General features: G+C 36.6%; 11 protein-coding genes and 1 pseudogene. All 12 read right to left on the minus strand.

What is annotated here, in order from left to right; genetic code table 11:
* Positions 1 to 123 precede the first annotated feature (123 nt).
* The 12 genes and pseudogenes from KHA90_RS00725 to KHA90_RS00775 all read right to left on the minus strand — a co-directional run bounded on the left by KHA90_RS00725 (position 124) and on the right by KHA90_RS00775 (position 22324).
* On the minus strand, positions 124 to 2853 hold the full coding sequence (locus KHA90_RS00725; protein WP_213293789.1) for an alpha-d-galacturonidase: 2730 nt from the start codon (positions 2851 to 2853) through the stop codon (positions 124 to 126).
* 202 nt (positions 2854 to 3055) lie between these two features.
* The gene (locus tag KHA90_RS00730; protein WP_213293792.1) at positions 3056 to 3949 is read right to left on the minus strand and encodes a sugar phosphate isomerase/epimerase family protein; all 894 of its coding nucleotides are present in this window, start codon (positions 3947 to 3949) and stop codon (positions 3056 to 3058) included.
* A 161-nt stretch (positions 3950 to 4110) separates the two neighbouring features.
* Positions 4111 to 5256 carry a sialidase family protein gene (locus KHA90_RS00735; protein ID WP_213293795.1) on the minus strand — a complete coding sequence of 382 codons (1146 nt, stop codon included), beginning with the start codon at positions 5254 to 5256 and terminating at the stop codon, positions 4111 to 4113.
* A 135-nt stretch (positions 5257 to 5391) separates the two neighbouring features.
* Positions 5392 to 8151: a glycoside hydrolase family 78 protein gene (locus tag KHA90_RS00740; protein WP_213293797.1), complete on the minus strand. Its 2760-nt coding sequence runs from the start codon at positions 8149 to 8151 to the stop codon at positions 5392 to 5394.
* Between the two features lie 195 nt (positions 8152 to 8346).
* Entirely contained in the window at positions 8347 to 9939 is a 1593-nt protein-coding gene (locus tag KHA90_RS00745) for an MGH1-like glycoside hydrolase domain-containing protein (RefSeq protein WP_244860214.1), read from the minus strand.
* Between the two features lie 174 nt (positions 9940 to 10113).
* On the minus strand, positions 10114 to 12576 hold the full coding sequence (locus KHA90_RS00750; protein WP_213293799.1) for a glycoside hydrolase family 95 protein: 2463 nt from the start codon (positions 12574 to 12576) through the stop codon (positions 10114 to 10116).
* Positions 12577 to 12822: 246 nt separating this feature from the next.
* A complete protein-coding gene (locus KHA90_RS00755; protein WP_213293801.1) occupies positions 12823 to 14250 on the minus strand; it encodes an alpha/beta hydrolase family protein in 1428 nt (475 codons plus the stop codon).
* Between the two features lie 119 nt (positions 14251 to 14369).
* Positions 14370 to 17120: a glycoside hydrolase family 78 protein gene (locus tag KHA90_RS00760; RefSeq protein ID WP_213293803.1), complete on the minus strand. Its 2751-nt coding sequence runs from the start codon at positions 17118 to 17120 to the stop codon at positions 14370 to 14372.
* A gap of 165 nt (positions 17121 to 17285) precedes the next feature.
* Positions 17286 to 17777 (minus strand): annotated as a pseudogene (locus KHA90_RS25320) (six-hairpin glycosidase); the annotation flags it as partial.
* A 12-nt stretch (positions 17778 to 17789) separates the two neighbouring features.
* Entirely contained in the window at positions 17790 to 19160 is a 1371-nt protein-coding gene (locus tag KHA90_RS00765; protein ID WP_244860216.1) for a six-hairpin glycosidase, read from the minus strand.
* 583 nt (positions 19161 to 19743) lie between these two features.
* Positions 19744 to 20664, minus strand: a complete 921-nt coding sequence (locus KHA90_RS00770) for a glycoside hydrolase family 43 protein (protein WP_213293805.1) — start codon at positions 20662 to 20664, stop codon at positions 19744 to 19746.
* A gap of 79 nt (positions 20665 to 20743) precedes the next feature.
* Positions 20744 to 22324, minus strand: a complete 1581-nt coding sequence (locus KHA90_RS00775) for a glycoside hydrolase family 28 protein (RefSeq protein WP_213293807.1) — start codon at positions 22322 to 22324, stop codon at positions 20744 to 20746.
* Positions 22325 to 22421 lie beyond the last annotated feature (97 nt).

Below are 22421 nucleotides of genomic sequence, written 5' to 3' on the forward strand. Positions count from 1 at the left end.
ACGTTTGGTTCGCGTGAGGGATGGCAGTGAAGCTCTTTTTTAAGGTGATTTTTCTTCACCTTAAAAAAAGCGGGAACGTACAGCCCGGCCCGGAGGGACACGCCCAAATTAAAACCCTTATACTTAATAAAACAACCAGTCGATCGCTCCTTTTTCTCCTGCATCAATATAACCAACATCGCGGGGCGTAACAGTTTGATTGGCGTCTATAAATCCTAAAATTAAAACTCTGCCTTTACCCAAATCTAGTTTATTTTCGCCGGCTTGAAACGTATACGTATGAATATTTACACGCGGTAATTCCTTCAGATTCATGGCGCTTGCCAGAATTACTTCGGCCTGACCATTTGCGTTTCCGGCTGCATCTGTTTCTAAACTTGGCGGAAATAAAAATCGCTTTTGATCTGAATTGAAATAACCTACAACCAGTTTTACGGCTTTTGTATTTTTGAATTTCAAATGCGTTCCGTTCTCGTTTTGAGAAGTTTCATCGAATGTAATTCCTTTAAGGTTTTGCAATTCCGGAGCTACTTTTGTGAATTCAGAAATCGCTGTTCCGTATACTTTTGTTCCGTTTTTTACGGCGTAAGTTCCCTTGCTTTCGCTCAATAAAGTTACATCTGTAGTTTGCCACGGTTTCCCTTCTTTAGATTCTATTTTACCACCTTTTGATGATTTTAATAAATCTAAATTTCTTTTAAAATTAACCAATTCTCGTTCGTAATGCGGCAATAATTCTGCCCATGTTTTGTTGTTGCCGTCGTCGCCACCAATTGGGATTCGGCGTTGAGCCGTTTGCATACTATTGGCATAATAATACGTGTCTTTCGTAAGATTTACCAATAATTCGTAATGCGTGATACTTTTTTCTAAATGCGACATCGCTTTGTCAAGATCCGTAATGTCATTTGAATAACTGTATCGTAAAACCAATAAAGCTGCTTTTACTTTTTCTGAAAAGAAATCGGCGAAAGCTTTATAGGCATGAATATCATTTTTAAGACGTAAAAATTCTTCTTTGTCTTTTGTAACGCTTGCTTCTGCCTTGTCAATGGCTTCAACGGCTAATCTTCCGTGCTCTGTGATTTCGGCAATAATTTGGGTGGGAAGTTCGCCTGAATGTGGTTCTTTGTTCCATTCTTTTTTGGCATATTCCAGAAGTAATTCACCCGCTGGTCCGCACGATTCGTGAAAGCCAGGATAAACACGCCATTTCGATGGATTTACCAATTGGCTTTCGAACATTCCTAATAATAAAGTCTGACGATTTCCTTCGGTGATTCCGAATCGTCTTAAGGTTTTTGGCGCAATTTCTCCGGTTTCATCGTATGCTTTTTGAATATTATTTGCGGCTTCTAAATTGGTTCCGTATTTAGCGGCCAGATCATTATCCCAAAATTTAACTTCTTCATTTCGATCTCTTTTGCTGTCCCACGCATATCTTGCCCAGGCTTTGTACCAAATCCAGTCACGATCCATTTCGAGAATTCGTTCGCCTGTTTTCGTTTTATCGGCAGAATAGGGCCAATCCCAATACGATGCCTGCGGATACAAGTGCAAGGCATTGGCTCCGTGCGCACTATGCATTGCTTTAACCGTTTTCTGGATAAAATCCGGTGAACCGTATCTGAAAGGTTCTAAATTTGCGAGAATATGAACATTCTCGATATGAATTGATTTTAAAGCACTTAACTGTTTGTGCGTTTCGCCCCAAGGTCCGCCTGGCGTGTAAGTCGTTAAAGATTCTCCGGTATATTTACTTTCTGTATATAAATTTTTATATAACGGAAGCGATTTTTCCATTACCAAAGGTCCATCGGTATCGTGCGAACGCAAAATAATTGGCGGTTCGTCTGTTCGTCCCAATGCTTTTAAACCATCCTGAACTCCGGGAATAATCGTTTTGGTAAACCATTCTACGTCATCATCAATCGTGTTTATGGCTTCTCCAAGGCAAACTAGCAATCCAACATTTGGATATTTTTCGATAAAAGCGGCGATTGATTTTCGGGTATAATCTGAAAGTAAAGGCGTTATTGGGCGCGAACGATCTTGTGTTTTGATGTTGTAATGTTCTGCAAAAGGTTTGGAAACGATGATATTATAAAACATCTGAATCACCCAGATTCCTCTTTTATTGGCTTCTTCGGTCAGGAATTTATAGATTTCTTCATTTTTTTTGAAATCTTCTTCGCTTACTTCCATCGCAAACGGATATTCTTTGAGTTTTACCAATGAAGCAAACGGATGTCCGTTCCATAAATACAAAGAGTTCATTCTGTTTTCGACCAGCATATCGAGATACTTTACCCAAAGTTTTTTATCGTAAAACCAAGGAAAAGTTTCTGGCGTATACGGATATTCATAAACGTCCCTGCCCGGAAGATAAGTTGTTTTCTGCATTCCGATACAGGCGCCTCTTAAAACCATTTCGGGACTATCATCAATATTGATGTCTGACGGAAGTTTTCCTGAAATTTTAACACGATCTGCTAATTCCATTGTGCCATATAAAGCTCCCGAAGCGTCGGTTCCTTCTATATAAATAATATTTTTTTGAGTACGAATTTGAAAACCTTCTTTTTTGATAAGTTTGTTATCGTCAATTTTAGCGCTTTTGGAATTCTGTTTCCAGAAATCGGTTGCTTTTTCTCCAATAATAATTAATTGGTCTTTTGACTTTGTGATTTTATTTGAAGAAGTGATTTTGAAACCTTTAGCAGTAAGTGTTTCTGATAGTTTTTCGGCACCAAATTTTGCTCTCGCAGAATTAGAATCACTAACGATAGTAACGTTTTGCGCTGTCGCGAAAGTGACGTAAAAACCTAAAAAAAGTAAAGTAAAATATTTCATTGTATTGTAATTTTTTATTCAACCAGTTTGTCATTTCGACGAAGGAGAAATCTCACGCGTAACTACAATACTGGAATATCTAGTGTGATCTCTCCTTCGTCGAGATGACAAAAAATGAGAGTAAATCTGCTCAATCTGCAAAATCTGCGTGAAAAAAATTTACTCTCGCAGATTTTGCAGATCTGGCTGATTTCTTTTTATTCTAATTCTGAAAAATCTTTTTCAAATACGCCACATTTGCACCATAATTCGCTTTCACATTATGAACCTGCGTCACGTCACGAGAGCGTTCTACGATTAACCAGCCGCTCCATTTCATTTCGTCCAGCGTTTTTTTAATTTCAGGCATATTGATCATCGTGTCATTTTCAAGCCAGACTTTATCTGTGTTTGAAGCGTGAATTTGTGATAAATGTTTCTTGCCTAATATTTTTAGTTCCGATGGAATGTCTCTTCCATTATCTGCGGCATTCGCAAAATTGAATGAACTTTTGATGTATTTAGAATCTATTTCTTCGAGTAATTTTTTCTCTTCTGTCGCACTCAATGAAGTTTCAATCGCAATTACACCGCCAATTTTACCGACTTGTTTTCCTGCCCATCTTAATCTTTCGATAATTACCGGACGCAATTCAGGATTTTTAACCAAATCGCTTTCTGTACCTAACGGAAGATAAGCCACTTTTACTTTCATGTCTTTCATTGCTTTTACACAATCTTCGATCATCGGCTGGATAGTTTCTCTTTTGGCAAAAGACTGCGCGTAAAATCCGGACATGGCAATAGAACTGATTCCCACATTTAATTCTTTAGATTTATCAAGAAATTTTTGCCTTTCAACAGGATCACCTAATTTGCTGTCAAAAGTGGGTCTGTTTCCTAAACCACCCATGTCGAGTTCGATTCCGTCAGCTTTTATTTCAGCAGCTAAACCAAAAGAGCCTAGTTTTTGTCTTTTTAAAATCATCCAGTCGCAAACCGCTACTTTATATTTTTGCTTATTTGAAGACTGAGCCGTTGCACAACTATTGAATGTTGTTGATAACACAACTAACATTGCAATAATTAAATTGTTTTTGAAATGAGATAACTTCATGTTTATTGTTTTTTTTGCCACAGATCAAAGGATTTAATTGATTAAAAAAAATCTGCTAAATCTGCTAAATCTGCGTGAAAAATTTACTCTCGCAGATTTTGGAGATTCAGTAAGAATTTTAAAAAATCATTTTAAACCTTTAATCTGTGGCGAACTTGTCTTTACTCTTCTTCAGCCTTTACAGCCGTTACGGTTTTGTTTTCGTCCCCAGGCCAGATTCCGTTTTTGATGGGAAGTGCTTTTAATTTACTTGGATCGATTTTTACGTATTTCAGTTTTTCTCTTCTCCAGGTATAAACGATATGAACCATTCCGTCAGAACTTTGAATCATAGATGGATATGAATATTGGCTAATCTTTGAATCTTCTAAAACCAATGCCGCTTTCCAGTGAATCCCATCATCAGAAATGGAAACATTTAAAGGCGTTCTTGGACCTTTTGCTTCCGTTCCCGGAGGTAAAACGTGATTATATACTAACAAATGTTTGCCGTTTTTGAGTGTTACGGCATCCGTTCCTGAGTTGTTATTTGGTAAACCAATTAACTCTACGTCAGACCAGGTTTTTCCGTTATCTTTTGAGAAAGTGCTAAAAATCGCTCTGTTTCTGGTTCTTCCAATTGCCTGAATACTTCCGTCTTTATGGAATAAAATACTTGGCTGAATCGCGTTTATCTTTTGTTTTCCTCTTGATAAAGTATCGCCCATTACCCATGTTTTTCCGAAATCAGGAGTCGATTCCATACGAAGTCTCCAGCCATCGCCTTCAATACTTGACGGACATAATAAAGTTCCATTGCTTAATAAAACAGGTTTATTTTTGATTGGTCCTAAAAATCCATCAGGCATTTTTTTGGCTTCAGACCAGGTTTTTCCTCCATCAGATGAAGTTCTGATCACGCCCCACCATTCAGATGGTTTTGGTCCTATTTTATAGAATAACATTAAATCACCACCCGGAATTTGATATAAAACAGGATTCCATGTTGGTAATCTCGGACCTTCTTTCATAACGCCATCGGCAACTTTTACGCCTTCACCCCATTTATCACTCCCTTTAGGTTTGATACTTACATAAATGCAAACGTCAGGATGTCTTTCGTGCGTTCCTCCAAACCAGGAAGAAACTAAATCACCATTTGTAGTTTCGACAATCGTAACAGCGTGGCAAGACGGATATGCTGCTTTATCGTATATAAATTCATCAACCAAAATTCCTTCTTTCCAGGTTTTATTTTGTAAAGTTGGTTTGCAGCTTCCCAAAAGGAAAAGTCCAAACAAGACAAATGTCAATTTTATGATCTTCATTCTTAATTTTATTGAATTAAAATTTTGGATTATAAATACATTCCTAATATTTTTTTAGGTAAAAATATTTATTAAGTGTAAAAATAACACTAAAAATTTAACAATGTATCCTGTACTGTCCCGAATTGTCTAAAATTAACGCTTTACGGAAATAGCGTAAGATCCGGATGACAAATTCAAAACTAAATTGTTGTTTTCAATTTTATAAGATGAAGATTGGCTGTTTAACTTTTGATTGTTTAAGGTTACATCAGAAACTTTAGAAACTGGCAAATAAACTAATGCCGAACTATTTGCCGGAATTGTTATTTTCCAGTCGAGTTTATTTTTAGCTTTTTTCCAGTCACTTTTTATCAATCCGTAAATCGATTCGTATGAAGCATTTACGAAAGTCAATCCCGTTTCAAAATCTGGTTTCATAATAATTTCTTTGAAACCCGGAGTTTCAGGATTGCTCTTGATTCCGGCAATATTTTCATAATACCAAATCAATAAATCGCCTAATAACATCACATGATTTTGCGAATTCATTTTAGGATCAGCCGTATTTCCGTTCCATAATTCCCAAATGGTTGTCGCGCTATTTTTTGCCATATATCCCCAACTTGGATAAGTGTCATTCGAAGCCAGTTTGTAGCTCAAATCCGGTCGTCCAAACTGAGATAACGTTCGCATTAAAAACTGAGTACCAATAACTCCCGTACTAATATGACCTTTGTACGTTACTTCGACTTCATGCACAATATTATCAAATACTTTTGACTGAAGATTTTCAGGAACCATCCCAAAAGCCAGCGGAAGCAAATTTGCCGTTACCGTATTGTTCGCGTAATTATTTTTATCAGAATTGAAAAACTTCGCATTAAAAGCTGTTTTTATTCTTTCAGAAAGTGAATCGTAATATTTAATATCCTCAGAATTTGTTCCGTTAATCGCCGCAAACTTTTTCATTTTCTGCAATAAATGATAATAAAAAGCACTTGCAATTAATTCTCCATTTGTAGTTCGTGCCGAATCTTTGGAGTGAATTAATTCTAAGGATTCCGGCGGAACGCACCAATCTCCGTATTTATCTTTGGTCATTAAATCCTTAACCAAATAATTTTCTTCCATATAAACCACCCATTTTTTCATTGATGGATAATGTTTTTCGATTACTTTTTTATCGCCAAATTGCTGGTACAACATATCGGCAACCGTGATATATGTTCCCGGCCAGGTTACATTATCGCCGTAATAACGCCAGAAAGCCGGCGCAACATCCGGAATTCCTCCATCTGCAGTTTGCGCGTTTTTAATATCGTCAAGCCATTTTGCATATAAAGTTTGGTTATCAAATAAAAAACTTTCACCGTAAGCACCAGTCGTTCTATCTCCCAACCAAGGCTGACGCTCATTTCGCTGGGGACAATCGATTGGCATTCCTTTATAATTTCCTCTAATTCCCCAATAGGCATTTTTAAAAATCTGGTTCATCGTCGCGTCAGACGATTCAAAAGTTCCTTTGGTTTTAATATCATCATAAACTACTTTTCCAACAAAATTATCCAGCGTTGGTTTCGTCGGAAATCCTGAAACTTCTACAAAACGAAATCCGTGAAATATAAATTTTGGTTCCCAAATTTCTTCACCTTCCCCTTTTAAAGTATAAACATCGGTCGTTCTGGCATCGCGTAAATTTTCTATATATAAAGAACCATCGGTTTGCAACGATTCGGCAAATTTCAAAGTCACTTTGTCTCCGCTTTTGCCTTTTACTTTCAATTGCAGCCAACCCACCATATTCTGACCCATATCTAGAATATAAGTTCCTTTAGGAGTTTGTTTGATCGAAATGGGTTTTACCTCGCCCATAATTTTCATATTCGGCGTCATTTGCGCTTCATAAAAACCACCCGGTTCCTGCACATATTCTGCCTGAAACCATTTTTTATCATCAAAATTGGTTGTGTTCCAATTCTTCATTTCTTTTCGGGCGTCGTATTCTTCGCCGTCGTATTCGTTGTTGGATAATATGGGTCCGTTTGTGGTCACTTTCCAGGTGTCATCTGTTCTAATCACTTCTTTTGTTCCGTCAGTATATTCTACAAACAACTGCAAAGCCATTTTCGGGTAACCAAAAGTTTTGATTTTATACGGTTTATAATCCTGACGCATGGTAAAAAAACGTCCGTTTCCTAAAATCGTTCCCAACATATTTTTGCCTTCTTTCAATTCCGAAGTCACATCAAAAACATTGTATTTTACATTCTTCGTATAATCCGTAGGAACGGGCGCTAAAACCTGATCGCCAATTTTATTTCCGTTAATGTATAACTCATAAAGTCCCAATCCCATTATATAAACTTTTGCATTTTTGACTTGCTTTTTCAGGTTGACTTCTTTTCGAAGATATCTTGCTGATAATCTCGAATACTGCGAAATACTATCTCCCGCCGAAGCTTTTTCATAACCAATCCAGCGCGTCGATTTCCAATCGGCATAATTCAAAATTCCCATGCTAAAATGAGCTTTTTCACTTGATTGAATTTCTCCTTTATTCGTCCATAAAATCACTTTCCAAAATGCGTTTTGACGGTTTTCTAAACGTTTTCCGTTATAAATAATATTGACAGATTCATCACTTTCGATTTTTCCACTATCCCATAAATCAGCTTTATTCAAGTGTAAATTTTCTAAAGTTGAAGCTACAATAATTCGATATGCCGTTTGTTTTACATCGTTAATTGTAGCGATTATTTGCCAGCTCAATCTTGGCTGAACAACATCAATTCCTTCCGGATTGTTCAGCATTTCGCATTGCAAATTTGTAACGCTAATTTTGTTTTGGGCTTTCGCCGAAATTGAAAAGAAGGTTATAATGATGAATGTTGTATGTAAAAAAAACTTTTTCATAAGTTGTATTTTTCCTTTGTGATGATTTTTGTTTCACGCAGATTTATTTAGATTTGAGCTGATTTACGCAGATTTTCATTTTGCTTTTTGATAATGTTATAAAATCATCAATTAAGTGCAGAATAAGAATAAAAAAATCAATTTTAATCTGCTAAAATCTGTTTAAAATCTGCGTGAAACAATACGATGCAAACTTTATTCAGAAACCAATCGCTCCAATTTCTCCGCAACCGCAATTTCTTTCCCGTTCTTAAAGATCCTAAAACCTTTTCCCTTCTTATATTTTTCCCCGGTTTTATCCCAAAGAATCGTAATAATATTGCCGTGATAAAGTACATTATCCAAACAAAACCAATCCCATTTCTCCTGTGGAATCAAAGGGTTCACCTCAATCTTTTCATCAACTCTCGGGCGTAATCCAACTAAACCAGTAATCATCAAATCATTAAAAGTCGAGTGATTATAGTAACGGCTTCGCTCTTTTTCGCCCATTAACCAATAGCCTGTCGTTTCATCGAGATATTCGCCCAAATAAGGTCTTCCGTGAAAATATTGCGATTCTACATACAAACTCATTTGTTTAAAATAATCGGTTTTTCCAACAAAATTCTGATTGTAATTATTCAAAACATTCGCTAAAGCCGTCAACGTTTGCGAACTTGCAAAAGGCCAAATCGCTCCATCCCATTCGCAGGTTCCCGTTCCGTGAGTTCTAAAACGTGGACTTCTTCTTTCTGCCGTTGTTAACCCAAACGGCGCCGAAAACCCTTTTTCATCTTTAATTTGTTCCCACGCTTTTTCAAAACCTTTGCCTTTTTCCGGTAAATTAAAATACCACGGAATAAATCCTATCGCTTCCCTAACCTGCGCCAAAGTATCTTTTTCTGTAAACGTTTCAAAAAATTCGCTTTTAGAATTCCACAGTTTCGTTTCTACTAATTTTTGTAATGTATCTGCTTTCGCTTCAAAATAACTTTCCTGTTTTGCATCGCCTTTTAGTTTCGAAATTTTTGCCAAAGCCGAAGCATTTCCAAACATATAACTATTAATTGTTGGGCGCGCATTTCTAAATTTTCTCGCACCGCTCAACGATTCCTCCATTCCGTCCTTAACATCAAACTGCCAGAACAAACCGTCTTTACGTTTTCTGTCACCTTCCCAAGCCGCATATTCCGCAACCAAATCCGGATACATATCCAGTAAAAACTTATCATCTTTATTTACCAAGTACCTGTTATACAAAGCATCAGCCGTCCAGCTGCTAAAAGTTCTGAGCTTTTTCATTGGCTTTCCGTCATTCCCTCTAAACCATAAATGAACGTCCTGCTCCAAATATTGCGGATCATGAACCCATCTAAATTCATTAATATGATGTCCCAAAGCGCAACTAATCATATTGTATTTATCGGCATATGAACGATCTACCAAAAACTCCGTAATCGCAAAACCCTGAGGCGTTTTCTTGATGTGTTTTCGCGCACTCCACCATCTAAAATAATAAATCTCCTCAAAATTTTGCTGCGGACATTCAAACAACGGAATATTCTTTTCCATCCAACTCCAGGCAGAATCATTCGGAATCGCAAATTTCAAATTCTCATCTTCCATCGTATTAAAATAATCGATGTAATGCTTAAAATCTGCAGCATTCAAAACCTCCGAAGTTCCTTTTTTAGAATGATTTATTCCCGATTTACAACCTATATTTAAGGCCGAAATCAGGATTATAAAAGCGATTATTTTGTATTTAAAATGATGTAACATATTTAAAATATTTTTTAATTCCATTTTCTCGCACAGTTTGTCATTCTGAGGAACGAAGAATCTCCACAATAAACTCTACAATCAAAATCGCCAATCTTTGTCGATCTTGCAACGGAGATTCTTCGTTCCTCAGAATGACAAAAAAACTCGCATACTTTTCAGGTTTTTAAAACCTGTAAGGTCTAATCACGCAAAATACTAATTCCCTGTAAAAGTATACGTCTGTCCAGCTTTCATATTCACATCGTAAATATTATAATTTGGCAGTTTTACTTGATCTAGTTTTGCTTTATCAGAAATAATCGGTTTTTTCACTTCCACATCATAAAACAGCGGATTTTGATTTTTTCCTTTCGCATTTTTCATTGAAGTTCCTTTTACTGCTTTTAAAGTATTTTCTACTTTCAATCTACAATTTCCGCCAATTTTCGAATAGATTTTCAACTCCGAAACCTTATTGTTTTTCCAGGTCATATCAATTACAAATCCGCCTCTTGAAACCAAACCTTTAATGCTTCCATCTTTCCAAACTCCTGGTAAAGCCGGCAATAAATGAATGACATCTTCCTGACTCTGCATCAACATTTCTGCGATTCCTGCTGTGCATCCAAAGTTGCCATCAATCTGAAACGGCTGATGCGCATCTAACATATTCGGATACGTTCCGCCGCCTTTTCTTTGATCGGCAGTAACCAAATGCAATTGATCCTGAATCAATTTATAAGCGTGGTTTCCATCTAATAATCTGGCCCACAAATTTACTTTCCAGCCCATAGACCAGCCTGTAGATTCGTCTGTTCTGTAAATCAAGGATTGTTTTGCCGCTTCAAATAATTCCGGTGTTTTAATGGCCGAAATCTGATTACTCGGATACAATCCGTACAAATGCGAAACATGTCGGTGATTGTCTTTCGGATTATCCCAATCGTCCTGCCATTCCTGCAACTGACTGTGTTTCCCCACTTTCATTGGAGGCATTTTTGCCAATGCATCACTTACTTTTTTCACATAAGCAGCATCCGGAGAAACCAAAGCCGAAGCTTCAATAACATGTGTAAACAAATCAAAAATCAACTGATTGTCCATTGTCGTTCCAGATGCAATTGTCGCTTTTCCAGTTCCGCCTGCATGTGTATTTTCGGGTGAACTTGACGGTACAACCACCAAATATTTTGTATTTGGATCTATAACCATAAAATCAAGGAAAAAATCTGCTGCACCTTTCATTATCGGATAAATTTCTTCCAGATATTTTTTATTGCCTGTATACAAATATCTTTCCCATAAATCCTGACAAACCCAAGCACCGCCTGTTGTCCACATTCCTGAAGCTGCAGAATCAACCGGAGCCGTAACGCGCCAGATATCAGTATTATGATGCAAAACCCAACCGCTTGCATTGTACATCATTCTGGCTGTTTCTGCACCTGTAATGCTTAATTCTTTTGCCATTTGAACAAAAGGTTCGTGCATTTCCTGAAGATTGGTAACTTGTGCCGGCCAATAATTCATTTCGGCATTGATGTTTGTGGTGTATTTACTGTCCCACGGCGGCGTTACCATATCATTCCAAATTCCTTGTAAATTAGCAGGTTGTCCGCCTGGCTGCGAACTTGAAATCAAAAGATAACGCCCAAACTGAAAATACAAACTCGCTAATTGCGGATCAAATTGTTTCGAGAAATCCCTGATTCTTTCGTTCGTTGGTTTCTTTGCCGCTTCATTTGTTCCCAAATCAAACGAAACTCTATCGAAGAATTTCTGATAATAATCAACATGTGATTTTTTTATCGTTTCAAAATTTTTTGTTTCGGCTTTAGCCAAATAATCTTTACTTTTTGCAATTTCGTCACCACTTATATCCTGATAATTTTTAAAATTAGTGGCAATCGAAATATAAAGTGTTACTTCATCAGCTTTATTAATACTAATGATTCCGTTGCTTGCTGAAACTTCTCCGCCTTTATTTTTAGCAGATAATCTTCCCTGAAATTTTATTTTTCCTTTTACTCCTTCAAAATTGCTTCCAATTCCCGAAAGCAAAATTTGATCGCCTTCTGTTCCCGAAACCGTTTTATCAAGCGGGCTATTTATAAAAACATTCGCCGTAATTTGTCCCGGCTGACTTGCAGAAAGTCTCACGACAATCACCTGATCTGAAAAAGAAGTTAAAATTTCTCTGGTAAATTCTACGCCGTTTACGGTATATTTTACTTTTGCAGTCGCATTTGCAATATCTAAATCTCTGTAATAATTCGAATATTTTTGATGTCCGGGAAACGAAATATACACGCTCCCAAAAGTTTGATACGGCATTCCATCATTCGTTTGCGACATAATATCCTGCGTTGCCAAATCCTGTGCTTCATCAAATTTTCCGTCAAAAATTAACTGACGAACAACTGGCAAAGCTTTTAATGATTTTGAATGTGCGTTGCTGTTTGGAGAACCCGCCCAAATGGTTTCTTCGTTCAATTGCAAACGCTCTACTGCGGGATCGCCAAAAACCATCGCCCCCAAACGTCCGTTCCCCAAAGGAAAAGCTTCGTTCCAGATTGCAGCAGGTTTATCATACCATAATTTCAATTCGCTATTACTTTGCGCTGTTGCAAATGAAAAAACTCCCAAACAAATTGCCGTTATTTTTTTTCTTATATTCATATTGTATGTTTTTTTTCGCCACGAATTACACGAATTAGCACTAATTTTTTTTTAATTTTTTACTTCAATTTCTGTAATTTTTACCACAGATTCAAATGATTAAAATGATTTTTTATCTGCATAATCTGCTAAATCTGCGAGAGTAATTTTTTTTCCGCAGATTTAGCAGATCGAGCAGATTTTTAATTTGTGAAAATCTTTTTAATCTCTGGCAAAATAATTCGTGCTAATTCGTGTTTATCTTTTTTATTTCTTAACCTCGTAAACTTTATTATTCTTCTCGCCAAACATTTCATATAATTTGTTGATGTCTTTCAATGCATTTTTAGGTAAGTTTTCTGCTTTATTCCCAAAAACATATAGTTTGTCATAAGGTTCAATCACACAAGTCGATTCGTCGATTTCGCCTTTTTCGTTTTTTATTTTATTCAAATCCAAACCTAAATATTTTGCCATAAACGGATACAAAGCCATACGTTTTGAAACTCCAAAATCATGTCCTTCTTTGGCAAAATGTGCATTTTCGACTAAATCTTTCTTTCCATATAATTCATATGTGCGTTGGATAAAAGGAAATTCCAATTCCGGAACTGCAAGCGTCCAGTCTTTTCCATCAGAAACAATCAATTGTGGTTTTGGCGCCATCATTGCTGAGATTTCGGCATTATTTGTTCCATTTCCGCAAAGGTGAATTCCGCGTCCACTTTCGCACGGACAGCCTCCGGAAAAATGCGAAGAAACCATTACCACCGGAGCAGAAACCGTAATTCTATCGTCTAAAGCAGCCAAAAACATCGTGTGCGAACCTCCGCCTGAACCGCCTGTTACGCCAATCCGAGTCATATCAACATTTTTTTGAGTCGATAAATAATCCAATAATCGGATTCCGCTTAAAACCTGAACCGTTGAAGCAATACTATTTCTGTGGGTTTCTTCCGGAAACTGAAGCAATGATTCTCCCCAGGCAAACAAATCGTAACTCACTACAATGGCTCCCATTTTTGCCATAATTGCACAGCGGTATTGTTCGTCTTTTCTATATCTTCCGTCTCCAAAATGTCCGTCTGGCGTTAAAATAACCGCGGCTTTTTTATTTAGGGGATAAGGTTTGTAAATTGATCCCGTCGCATAAACTCCGGGAAGAATTTCTAATGCAATATTCTCAACACTGTAATCTTTATAAATTCTCTTTGGAGTTAAAAGTGGCTTAGATTTTGGCATTGGGGGAGCCTTTTCTAATCCAAATGAGGTTATCATACAAGCTTTTAACTCCGTTTTACGTTTTTCCCATTCTTCTTTAGTCGAATAAAGGCTTTCCAGGTAGAACAAGCGTTCTTTTCCTTTATCCACTGAAACTTTATGATTTTCATATTTTCTGATGATATACGTTCCGTCCGGCTGTTTGAAATACATCAATTCAAACGGAGCCAGAATGTTAGTTATCGAGATCGCCAAATTTCCCGGTTCTATTCTCCAATCGGCATAGTCTAATTCTTTCCCTTTCAATAAACCTCGGTCATCGTTTATGGTAACATGAAAAACAGTTTCGATTTTTTTTAAGGTTTCCGAAACGGGTTTTCTGAAATTTTCATCAGAAGTTATTTGCGCGTTTGCAAAACTCACTGCAAAAATTGAAAGTAATATTGCCTTTCCTATGTTTTTTAATTTCTTCATTTCTTGTTGTTGACATTGGCACGCGGATGACGCGGGTTGAGCGGATTTTATTTTGATAGTTATAAAAAAAATCTGTGTTCATCTATTGAAATCCGTTTGATCTTTGTACCAATTTATTTTTATATTTTACATTCAATCGTATATTTTCCTGATCCAAATCTCAGGTTTTTAGTTACTTTTCCATTTACTTTTACTTCTGTACCCGCTGCAACCGGCAATTTTATCGTCGCCGAAGTATTCACCGGAATTTCGATTTTCAAAATCAATTTTCCCTCTTTCTTTTCCCAGGACGAAGCAATTTTCCCATAAACCGATTGATAATCCGCTTTAGCGAAAGTCATATCGCCCACCACTTCCGGCTGAATAAAGAAATGTTTGAATCCAGGTTTTTCAGGATCAGCCACAATTCCGGCTAAACTTTGATAAAACCATTCTTCAATCTGCCCAAGCATAAAATGATTCCATGAATTTCCTTTTGTTGGATCCCATTGTTCGGTTAAAGTGGTCAAGCCAAATTTAATCTGAAAACCATAACCCGGCGCATCATAATGATTGTGCATTTTATACATCGTTTCGTTTTCCCCATTTTGTGCCAAAGCCTGAAATAAATAACGGTTTCCAACATCTCCAGTTGTTAATCTGTCGCCTTTTGCATTGATATCGGCAATCAAGTTTTGCATTACAGCTTCTTTATACTGCGGCTCTACAATATTCATATAAACCGGAACGGCATTGCTAAACTGACTGCTGGTTCCATATTGTTTGGTTTCCGGATTGAAAAACTCCTTGTTGAAAGCATTTTTTATATCAGTTGTCAAAGTTTCGTATTTCGAAATATCTTCTGTTTTGTTCAGTAACTTTGCTGCTTTTGCAACTAAACTTGCTCCGTAAAAATAATGTGAAGTTGCCGAAAGCGCAATCGGACTATTTTTTGAATATCCCGCGGCATGCGTGCCGTAATCGTACCAATCGCCTAATCCGTGCGAAACAATATTATTGGTTGCTTTTGTTCCTAAATAGTCTACGTAGTTTTTCATAACCGAATAATACTTTTCGATTAACGAAGCATCACCGTAATACTCGTAATACATCCAGGGCAGAATTACGCCGGTTACACCCCATTCCGGAGAGTCGGTAAAGTCGCCTCCAAAAACCACATATTCAGGAACAATTGTCGGAATCAAACCGTTTTCTCTTTGCGAATCTGAGATATTCTGCATCATCGCTGGAATATAACTTTCGAGATTATAATTGAACATTAATCCCGGGCCGTTCAAATGAACTTCTTCTAACCATCCTAATTTTTCTCGTTGCGGACAATCGGTAAAAACACTTTGAAAATTACTTTTTATTGAATTGTTTATCAGCTCGTGCGATTTATTGAAAATTTCGTTGGAACATTCAAAACTTCCCGCTTCTCCAGCCGAATTGTAAATGAAATTCGATTTCAAATCAACAACTGTTGGAAAATCTGCGTTTTTGGCTTCTTTAAAATTAACATTCTCAATCTGAATATATTGAAATCCGTAAAAGCTAAATTTCGGTGTCCATTCTTCAATTCTGTCACCTTTTAAAGTATAGTCGTAATAGTAGGGTTTTCCGGATCTTCCCTGTGCAATTGTGCCATCTTCATTTAAACCTTCAGCTACCCAAATACGAACCGTCTGCCCTTTTTTTCCTTTTACTTTTATGGTGGGAAATCCGGAAAGATTTTGTCCCATATTAAAGACAAAAAAGTTTGGTTTAAGTTCTTTTACTTCCTTAATATTATATTGTTTCTGAATTATAATTGGCGGTGCGGTCTGTGGTCTTAAAACTCCTTTTGGCGCTTCCTGAATCACAACTTTTTTCCAGTCAGCATCTTTGAAATATTTTTTATTCCAGTCTTTTTGTTCTATATTGGCGTTGTAATCTTCGCCTCCAAAAATGCTATTATACGTAATCGGACTCTTGCTGTATTTCCAGCTTTCATCTGATTTTATGATTTCTTCAGAACCGTCTTTATAGGTAATTTTCATTTTAAAGAATAACGTTGGCGGACCAAAACTCACAAAAAACTTCGTATATCTTTCTGCAAGTGTATTGTACATTCCGTTTCCTAACAAAACGCCAATTACATTTTCGCCTTTCTCTAATTCCTTCGGATTCAGTTCGTAAATATTATAATTTACACTTTTATCGTAATCTGTCCATAAAGGTGCAAACTCGCTGTTGCCAATTTTCTTCCCGTTAATGGTTAAGTCGTAATGTCCTAAACCTGAAATATAAACGACTGCTTCTTTGATTTCTTTTTTGATTTCAAAAGGTTTACGAAGCATAATACTCCTGCGCGACAAAGAATCCGAAGCATTAATTATGGCATTCTTTTTTTCTCTGTTGTAAGTTGCAGAATGATAATTTCGGCCTTCCGGTAAATGACTGTCGGCTTTTGTAATTGCGCCAATCCAGGTTGGATTTAATTCTGATTCTAACGAAGCGGTTCTGAAAGAAGCTGTTTTACTCCATTTAGAAACTTTTCCTGTTTGATTCCATACTTTAACCTTCCAGAAATATTTGGTTTCGTTTTTCAACGGATTTCCGCCATAAGCAATTTGCAGGTTTTTATTAGAATCTATTCTTCCGCTGTTCCAAATATCTGCTTCATCGTTTTTTAGTTTTTCTTCAGAAGATGAAACCAAAATTTGATAGCCAATTTGTGATGCATTAGATTCTTTTGAAACCAACTGCCAGCTTAATCTCGGTTGATTCTGAACCACGGCTAATGGATTCTGAGCCATTTCTGTTGTTAAATGTACAGGCAAAATTTGCCCTTTAGAAACCAGAGTTACTAAAAGACAAATTGCTAATACTATGTTTTTGAAATTCTTCATTTCTTATTGTTGAGATTTTTGGACGCGGATGACACGGATTCGCTAAAGCGAAGACGCGGATAAAAACGGATTTTTTTAATATTTAATTTTAGCAAGGCAAATAAAAAATCCGTTTTTATCTGCGTTTTTACGAAGTAAATCCGTGTCATCCGCGTCGTATATTTTTTACAACTTTTTCGTAATCAACGATTGAATATTAAAAACCGCCTCAGGAATTAATTTTCCGGTTTGAGGCAGATCGTCGTAATCATCTGTGTCCGGTTCTGTATCGGCATTTGGTGAATATCTTTGCTCGCCGGTGCGGAACATTATTCGCTCAAAACCATCTACCGGAGCATAAAAAATTCTCGTTGACTCTTTTTCGTCGTTTACTTTTATGGTGTACGAACGGGTTTTAACGTTCAGCTTTACGTTTACTTTATATTCTTTTCCGGCTTCGTATTTTGCAATCGTATTGAAACGGGCTCCGGTTTTTGTTTTCAATTGTCCATCAGCATCAAAAGTTAATCTTACGGCTGGTAAACCCTGTTTATTTTGAAATTCCACCTGCAATAAACCGTGATTATTTTGTTCCGGCTTAACGGTAAAAGTCATTTCCATTTTCTCTGCAAACGGAATAACACGTTCTGCACGAGCATAATCGAAATAATCCTGATCTCTTAAAGTTAGTCATTTTTTGCCGTCTGTTTTCTTTTCTATTTTGGTAGAAGCCCAAGCCAAATCATAAGTGTTCCAAAGTTTTAATTCTTGTCCGTCAGGAAGATTATTAAAAAAATCATTTGCGTTTTCTGTAACAGTACTCACAACCGGAACCGGAATCGACGCTACCCAAATGTCTTCTTTATTAACGCTGTAACTTACCCAAAGTTTTCCGTCAGGCGGAATTCCGTCACCTTCCGAAATTCCCCGGACATATTGAGGTCCTGCAGATTTGTAGTTTCCACCATAACGCATCGGACTGATTTCGCCGTGAACTAATAATAAATCTTTGTAATTCAAACCGTCATCGCTGGTTGAAATCGCCAATGGCCAACGGTATTCTGACGGATTATAAACGGTTGTATAACGATTATCTGATGTTTTTTGTCCCCAGATTTTTGCGTTGCTGTTTACAAAACCGGGCGCACGAACGGGCATATATTCCCAGGATTTTCCACCGTCTTTACTGATCGAAGTTAAAGCGTGTTTCCATAAACCCACTACATCTCCGTTTGGTAAATGATAAGAACTTAGCGCTTTATAAGGTTTTTTTAGCGGAATCAATTCGTCATCACGATCTGCCTCTTCCACCCATTGTTGTAAAACCAAAGGATCTGAAAGAATTTCTTCGCAGGCTTTTTTCAAACCTTTGTCTTTTGCCTGCGTATAAAATGGAAAAGCCGATTTAGATTTGTCCCATGATTTATTGTATCTGATAAAATAAATTTCGCCAAAACTTCCGTCTTTTTTAATTTCTCGAATCACACGTCCAATTCCTTTTCCGTCGTTTGGGTCGTCTTTTTCATCCATTGCGATTCCGTAATACGCAAGTGCAAAAAGCCGTTTGTCTTTTGAGGTATAAAAACCCATTCTTTGGTGCATAATCGCATCCAGATTTTTGGCTACGCCTTCTACCCCATCTTTTTTCCATCCGTCAGGAATATGATAAATTGGAAAAATCACTTTTGGCATTTTCCACGTCACACCATCTTTTGAAGTCATAATCAAAGTCTGGCTTGGCGGAATATGTTCTCCCGCAGGATCACTCAAATATTGAAGATAAAAAGTATCATCCCAGTATGCCATTGTTGGCTGGTGATTGTATGTCCACCCAAAACCATCTGCTTTTTCTGGATGTTCACGGCTGGCGCGCATAATCTGCGTAGCGTGAACCCCAACCGCGGGACTTAATTGCCCGTGATGATAATCGACATTCGATAATGTTTTACCAACATAACGAACGGTATCATTTTGCGCTATTGCCGAATTTACAGCACCAAAAGCCAGCAAAAGAGTAAAGGATAAAGAGATATTATTTTTTATATTTTTGAAAGCAATCATTGTTATTGTTTTTTGTTTCACGCAGATTTTACAGATTTTAGCTGATTTCCACAGATATTACTTTTGTTTTCTTTGTACAGATTAAAATAAAAATCTGCTACATCTGCTTTAATCATTTTAAATCTGCGTGAAATTTTTCTCTCGCAGATTTAGCAGATTTTTATTTTTTGTTTCACGCAGATTATAGCTGATTTTAGCTGATTTCCGCAGATATTACTTTTGTTTTTTTTGTACAGATTAAATTAAAAATCTGCTACATCTGCTTTAATCATTTTAAATCTGCGTGAAATTTTTTCTCTCGCAGATTTAGCAGATCAAGCAGATTTTTATTTTTTGTTTCACGCAGATTTTAGCTGATTTCTGCAGATATTACTTTTGTTTTCTTTATACAGATTAAATTAAAAATCTGCTGCATCTGCTTTAATCATTTTAAATCTGCGTGAAATTTTTTCTCTCGCAGATTTAGCAGATTTTTATTTTTTGTTTCACGCAGATTTAGCAGATTTGAGCTGATTCTCGCAGATAATATTAAAAATCTGCTTGATCTGCTTTAATCGATTTAAATCTGCGTGAAATTTCTTTTCTAATTTTTCTTTTCAATTAATCCTTTTAAAACTTCTTCTGAAATTGTTGTAATCGTTCCGTGTTTGTGTCCTTCCGGAAGACTTATTTTTGAGGAAACATCTTCAAAATGAACAAAATCTGACGTGCTTAAAGCTTTATAATTTTTTGAACCGTAATTATCATAATACAACAACCATTTTTTGCCAACTTTTACCACCGTTGGACCTTCGGATAAATACTCTGTTAATGGTTTTGAACTTTTTTCGAATGGTCCTAAAGGCGATTTCCCGAAAGCTACTTTTATATTTCGCATAGGTCTGGTGTTGTCTTTCAAAACCAAAACATACTCTTTTTTACTTTTCTTTACAATCACACAATCTATCACGCTAAAACCCGGATCATAATATAATTTTGTGTCTGAAAATGTTTTAAAATCTTTTGTTGTTACATAATACATTCGGTGATTGTTTTTCTCCTCTTCAACTCCTTTTTCAAATCGAAACGGAATGGTCGATGCCCAAATAATAATGTATTCTTTTTTGACATCATCATAAAAAATTTCAGGTGCCCAAACGTTTACTACTTCAGGTTCGTTTTTCATAACCGGAATATATTCTTGTGCCGACCAATGCATTAAATCTTTAGAACTTGCATATCCAAAACCATTTCCGCCTTTCCAGTCTGTTGTCCAAACCATATGATAGGTTCCGTCTGCACCTTTTGTAATCGACGGATCACGCATGATTTTGCTTGCGCCGATCTCCGGTTTCAAAAATGAACCTTCTAAACCTTTCCAGTTGTAACCGTCTTCGCTGTACGCCAGATACAAACCTTCGGTCGCGGGTTCCCGAAACGACGTAAAAAGATAGATGTCTTTTTTTTTCTGCGAATAACTTATCGCAAAAAAGAAAAGGGTTATGGTGATGAATATATTTCTCATGTTGTCAAATTAAACACCAATTTCACTAATTTGCACGAATTAAATTTGTGTGAATTTGTGAAATTCGTGTTACTTTACTTTACTTATCAATCTTCTGTATAATTGCTTTTTTATCCAGATCTTTTCCTTTTTTAACGATCGTTGTTACGTTGTTAAAAACATTATTTTTCAGGAAAACATTCTTTGTTTCTTTTCCTTCGGCTTCTATGAAAATATCGGTTGCATTAAACGGGAAATCATTATTAATCATCATATTAGAAACATTTTCTAACTTGATTACCGGAACATTTTTTATTGGTGTTGAAGATCCAACATTATCTAAAATGATATTTTTTGAATCTGAAATTTTGAAAGAAGAACCAATTGTCGCGTTTACTTTTACATCGTGAAATTCAACATCTGTGGCCGTATTTACGGTAAAACCTTCTTTTCCGTCCATATTAATGTTAGAGAAAGTGATGTTTTGAATTGGCATTTCGGTAATTCCCAAAATTTGTCCGGCTTTGTTGACATTTGAGCCTGTAATATTGCTCATGTGAATGTTTCTGAAAATCGGCGTTTTCTCGGTCACAGGTTCTACTTTGGTATCTTTATCGTAGAAAAGACTTAGTACAATTGCTTCTTCTTTAATGTTTTTCATTACGATATTATCTACGCGAATATCTTCTACAACGCCGCCGCGTCCTCGCGCTGCTTTGATACGGATTCCACGATCTGTTCCGTCAAAAACACAGTTCGAAATGGTGATTTTTTTGATTCCGCCAGACATTTCACTTCCGATAACTACTCCGCCGTGACCGCTTAACATTGTACAATTCGTGATTGTTACGTTTTCTGTTGGTCGGTTGTATTTACGTCCGTCTTCGTCTCTTCCGGATTTGATGGTAATGCAATCGTCGCCAACGCTGATATGGCAATTTGAAATATGAACATTTTTACAAGATGAAGGATTGATTCCGTCTGTATTTGGTGAATGCGGATTAAAAATCGAGATTCCGGTTACGGTTACATTATCACAAAATTCAGGATTGATCGTCCAGAATGGCGAATTTTGAAACGTTACGCCTTCGATTAAAATGTTTTTGCAATTGTATGCCTGAAAAAATGAAGGTCTGAAAAACTTTTTATCGATCGTTCTTTTGTAATAATCAGAATATACAATTCCCTGATTTTGCTCTTCCCACATTTTTTGATATTTGGTTTGTGGAATTGGTCCTTTTGCGGATTCTATTCGGTACACTTCATTCCACCATGCTTTTCCTTGTCCGTCGATTACGCCTCTTCCTTTTATGGTGATGTTTTCTACATCTTTGGCATAAAATAAAGGAGAGAAAGATTTCATTACCAATCCTTCATAACGCATTTCTACGTAAGGCAAGAAGTCATCAAAATTATCTGAAAATTTTAAAAGTGCGCCTGAATCTAAATGAATCGTAATATTACTTTTTAGTTTTAATGCTCCGGTAAGATATTCTCCTGCAGGGAAAAAGATAGTTCCTCCGCCGTTTTTAGATGCTTTTTCTATTGCATTTTGAATGGCCTCGGTACATTTAATTCCTTTGTTGTTTCCTCCTTCGTTTAGGATATTTAGCCAGCCGTCGTTTGCGAAAGCGGTGTTAAGTCCTAGTATGAAGCAGAGAATTATTAGTATGTTTTTCATTGTTTTGTTTTTTTGTTTCATGCAGATTTTGCTGATTTTGGCAGATTGGCGCAGATTTTTTATCCTCATTTTTGTCATTTCGACGAAGGAGAAATCA

The organism is Flavobacterium psychroterrae (assembly GCF_018380615.1).
Classification (GTDB): domain Bacteria; phylum Bacteroidota; class Bacteroidia; order Flavobacteriales; family Flavobacteriaceae; genus Flavobacterium; species Flavobacterium psychroterrae.

Coding starts and splice junctions, on each gene's coding strand:
- KHA90_RS00725 (WP_213293789.1), bottom strand. CDS start 2,853: ATGAAATATTTTACTTTACTTTTTTTAGGTTTTTACGTCACTTTCGCG.
- KHA90_RS00730 (WP_213293792.1), bottom strand. CDS start 3,949: ATGAAGTTATCTCATTTCAAAAACAATTTAATTATTGCAATGTTAGTT.
- KHA90_RS00735 (WP_213293795.1), bottom strand. CDS start 5,256: ATGAAGATCATAAAATTGACATTTGTCTTGTTTGGACTTTTCCTTTTG.
- KHA90_RS00740 (WP_213293797.1), bottom strand. CDS start 8,151: ATGAAAAAGTTTTTTTTACATACAACATTCATCATTATAACCTTCTTT.
- KHA90_RS00745 (WP_244860214.1), bottom strand. CDS start 9,939: ATGGAATTAAAAAATATTTTAAATATGTTACATCATTTTAAATACAAA.
- KHA90_RS00750 (WP_213293799.1), bottom strand. CDS start 12,576: ATGAATATAAGAAAAAAAATAACGGCAATTTGTTTGGGAGTTTTTTCA.
- KHA90_RS00755 (WP_213293801.1), bottom strand. CDS start 14,250: ATGAAGAAATTAAAAAACATAGGAAAGGCAATATTACTTTCAATTTTT.
- KHA90_RS00760 (WP_213293803.1), bottom strand. CDS start 17,120: ATGAAGAATTTCAAAAACATAGTATTAGCAATTTGTCTTTTAGTAACT.
- KHA90_RS00765 (WP_244860216.1), bottom strand. CDS start 19,160: ATGATTGCTTTCAAAAATATAAAAAATAATATCTCTTTATCCTTTACT.
- KHA90_RS00770 (WP_213293805.1), bottom strand. CDS start 20,664: ATGAGAAATATATTCATCACCATAACCCTTTTCTTTTTTGCGATAAGT.
- KHA90_RS00775 (WP_213293807.1), bottom strand. CDS start 22,324: ATGAAAAACATACTAATAATTCTCTGCTTCATACTAGGACTTAACACC.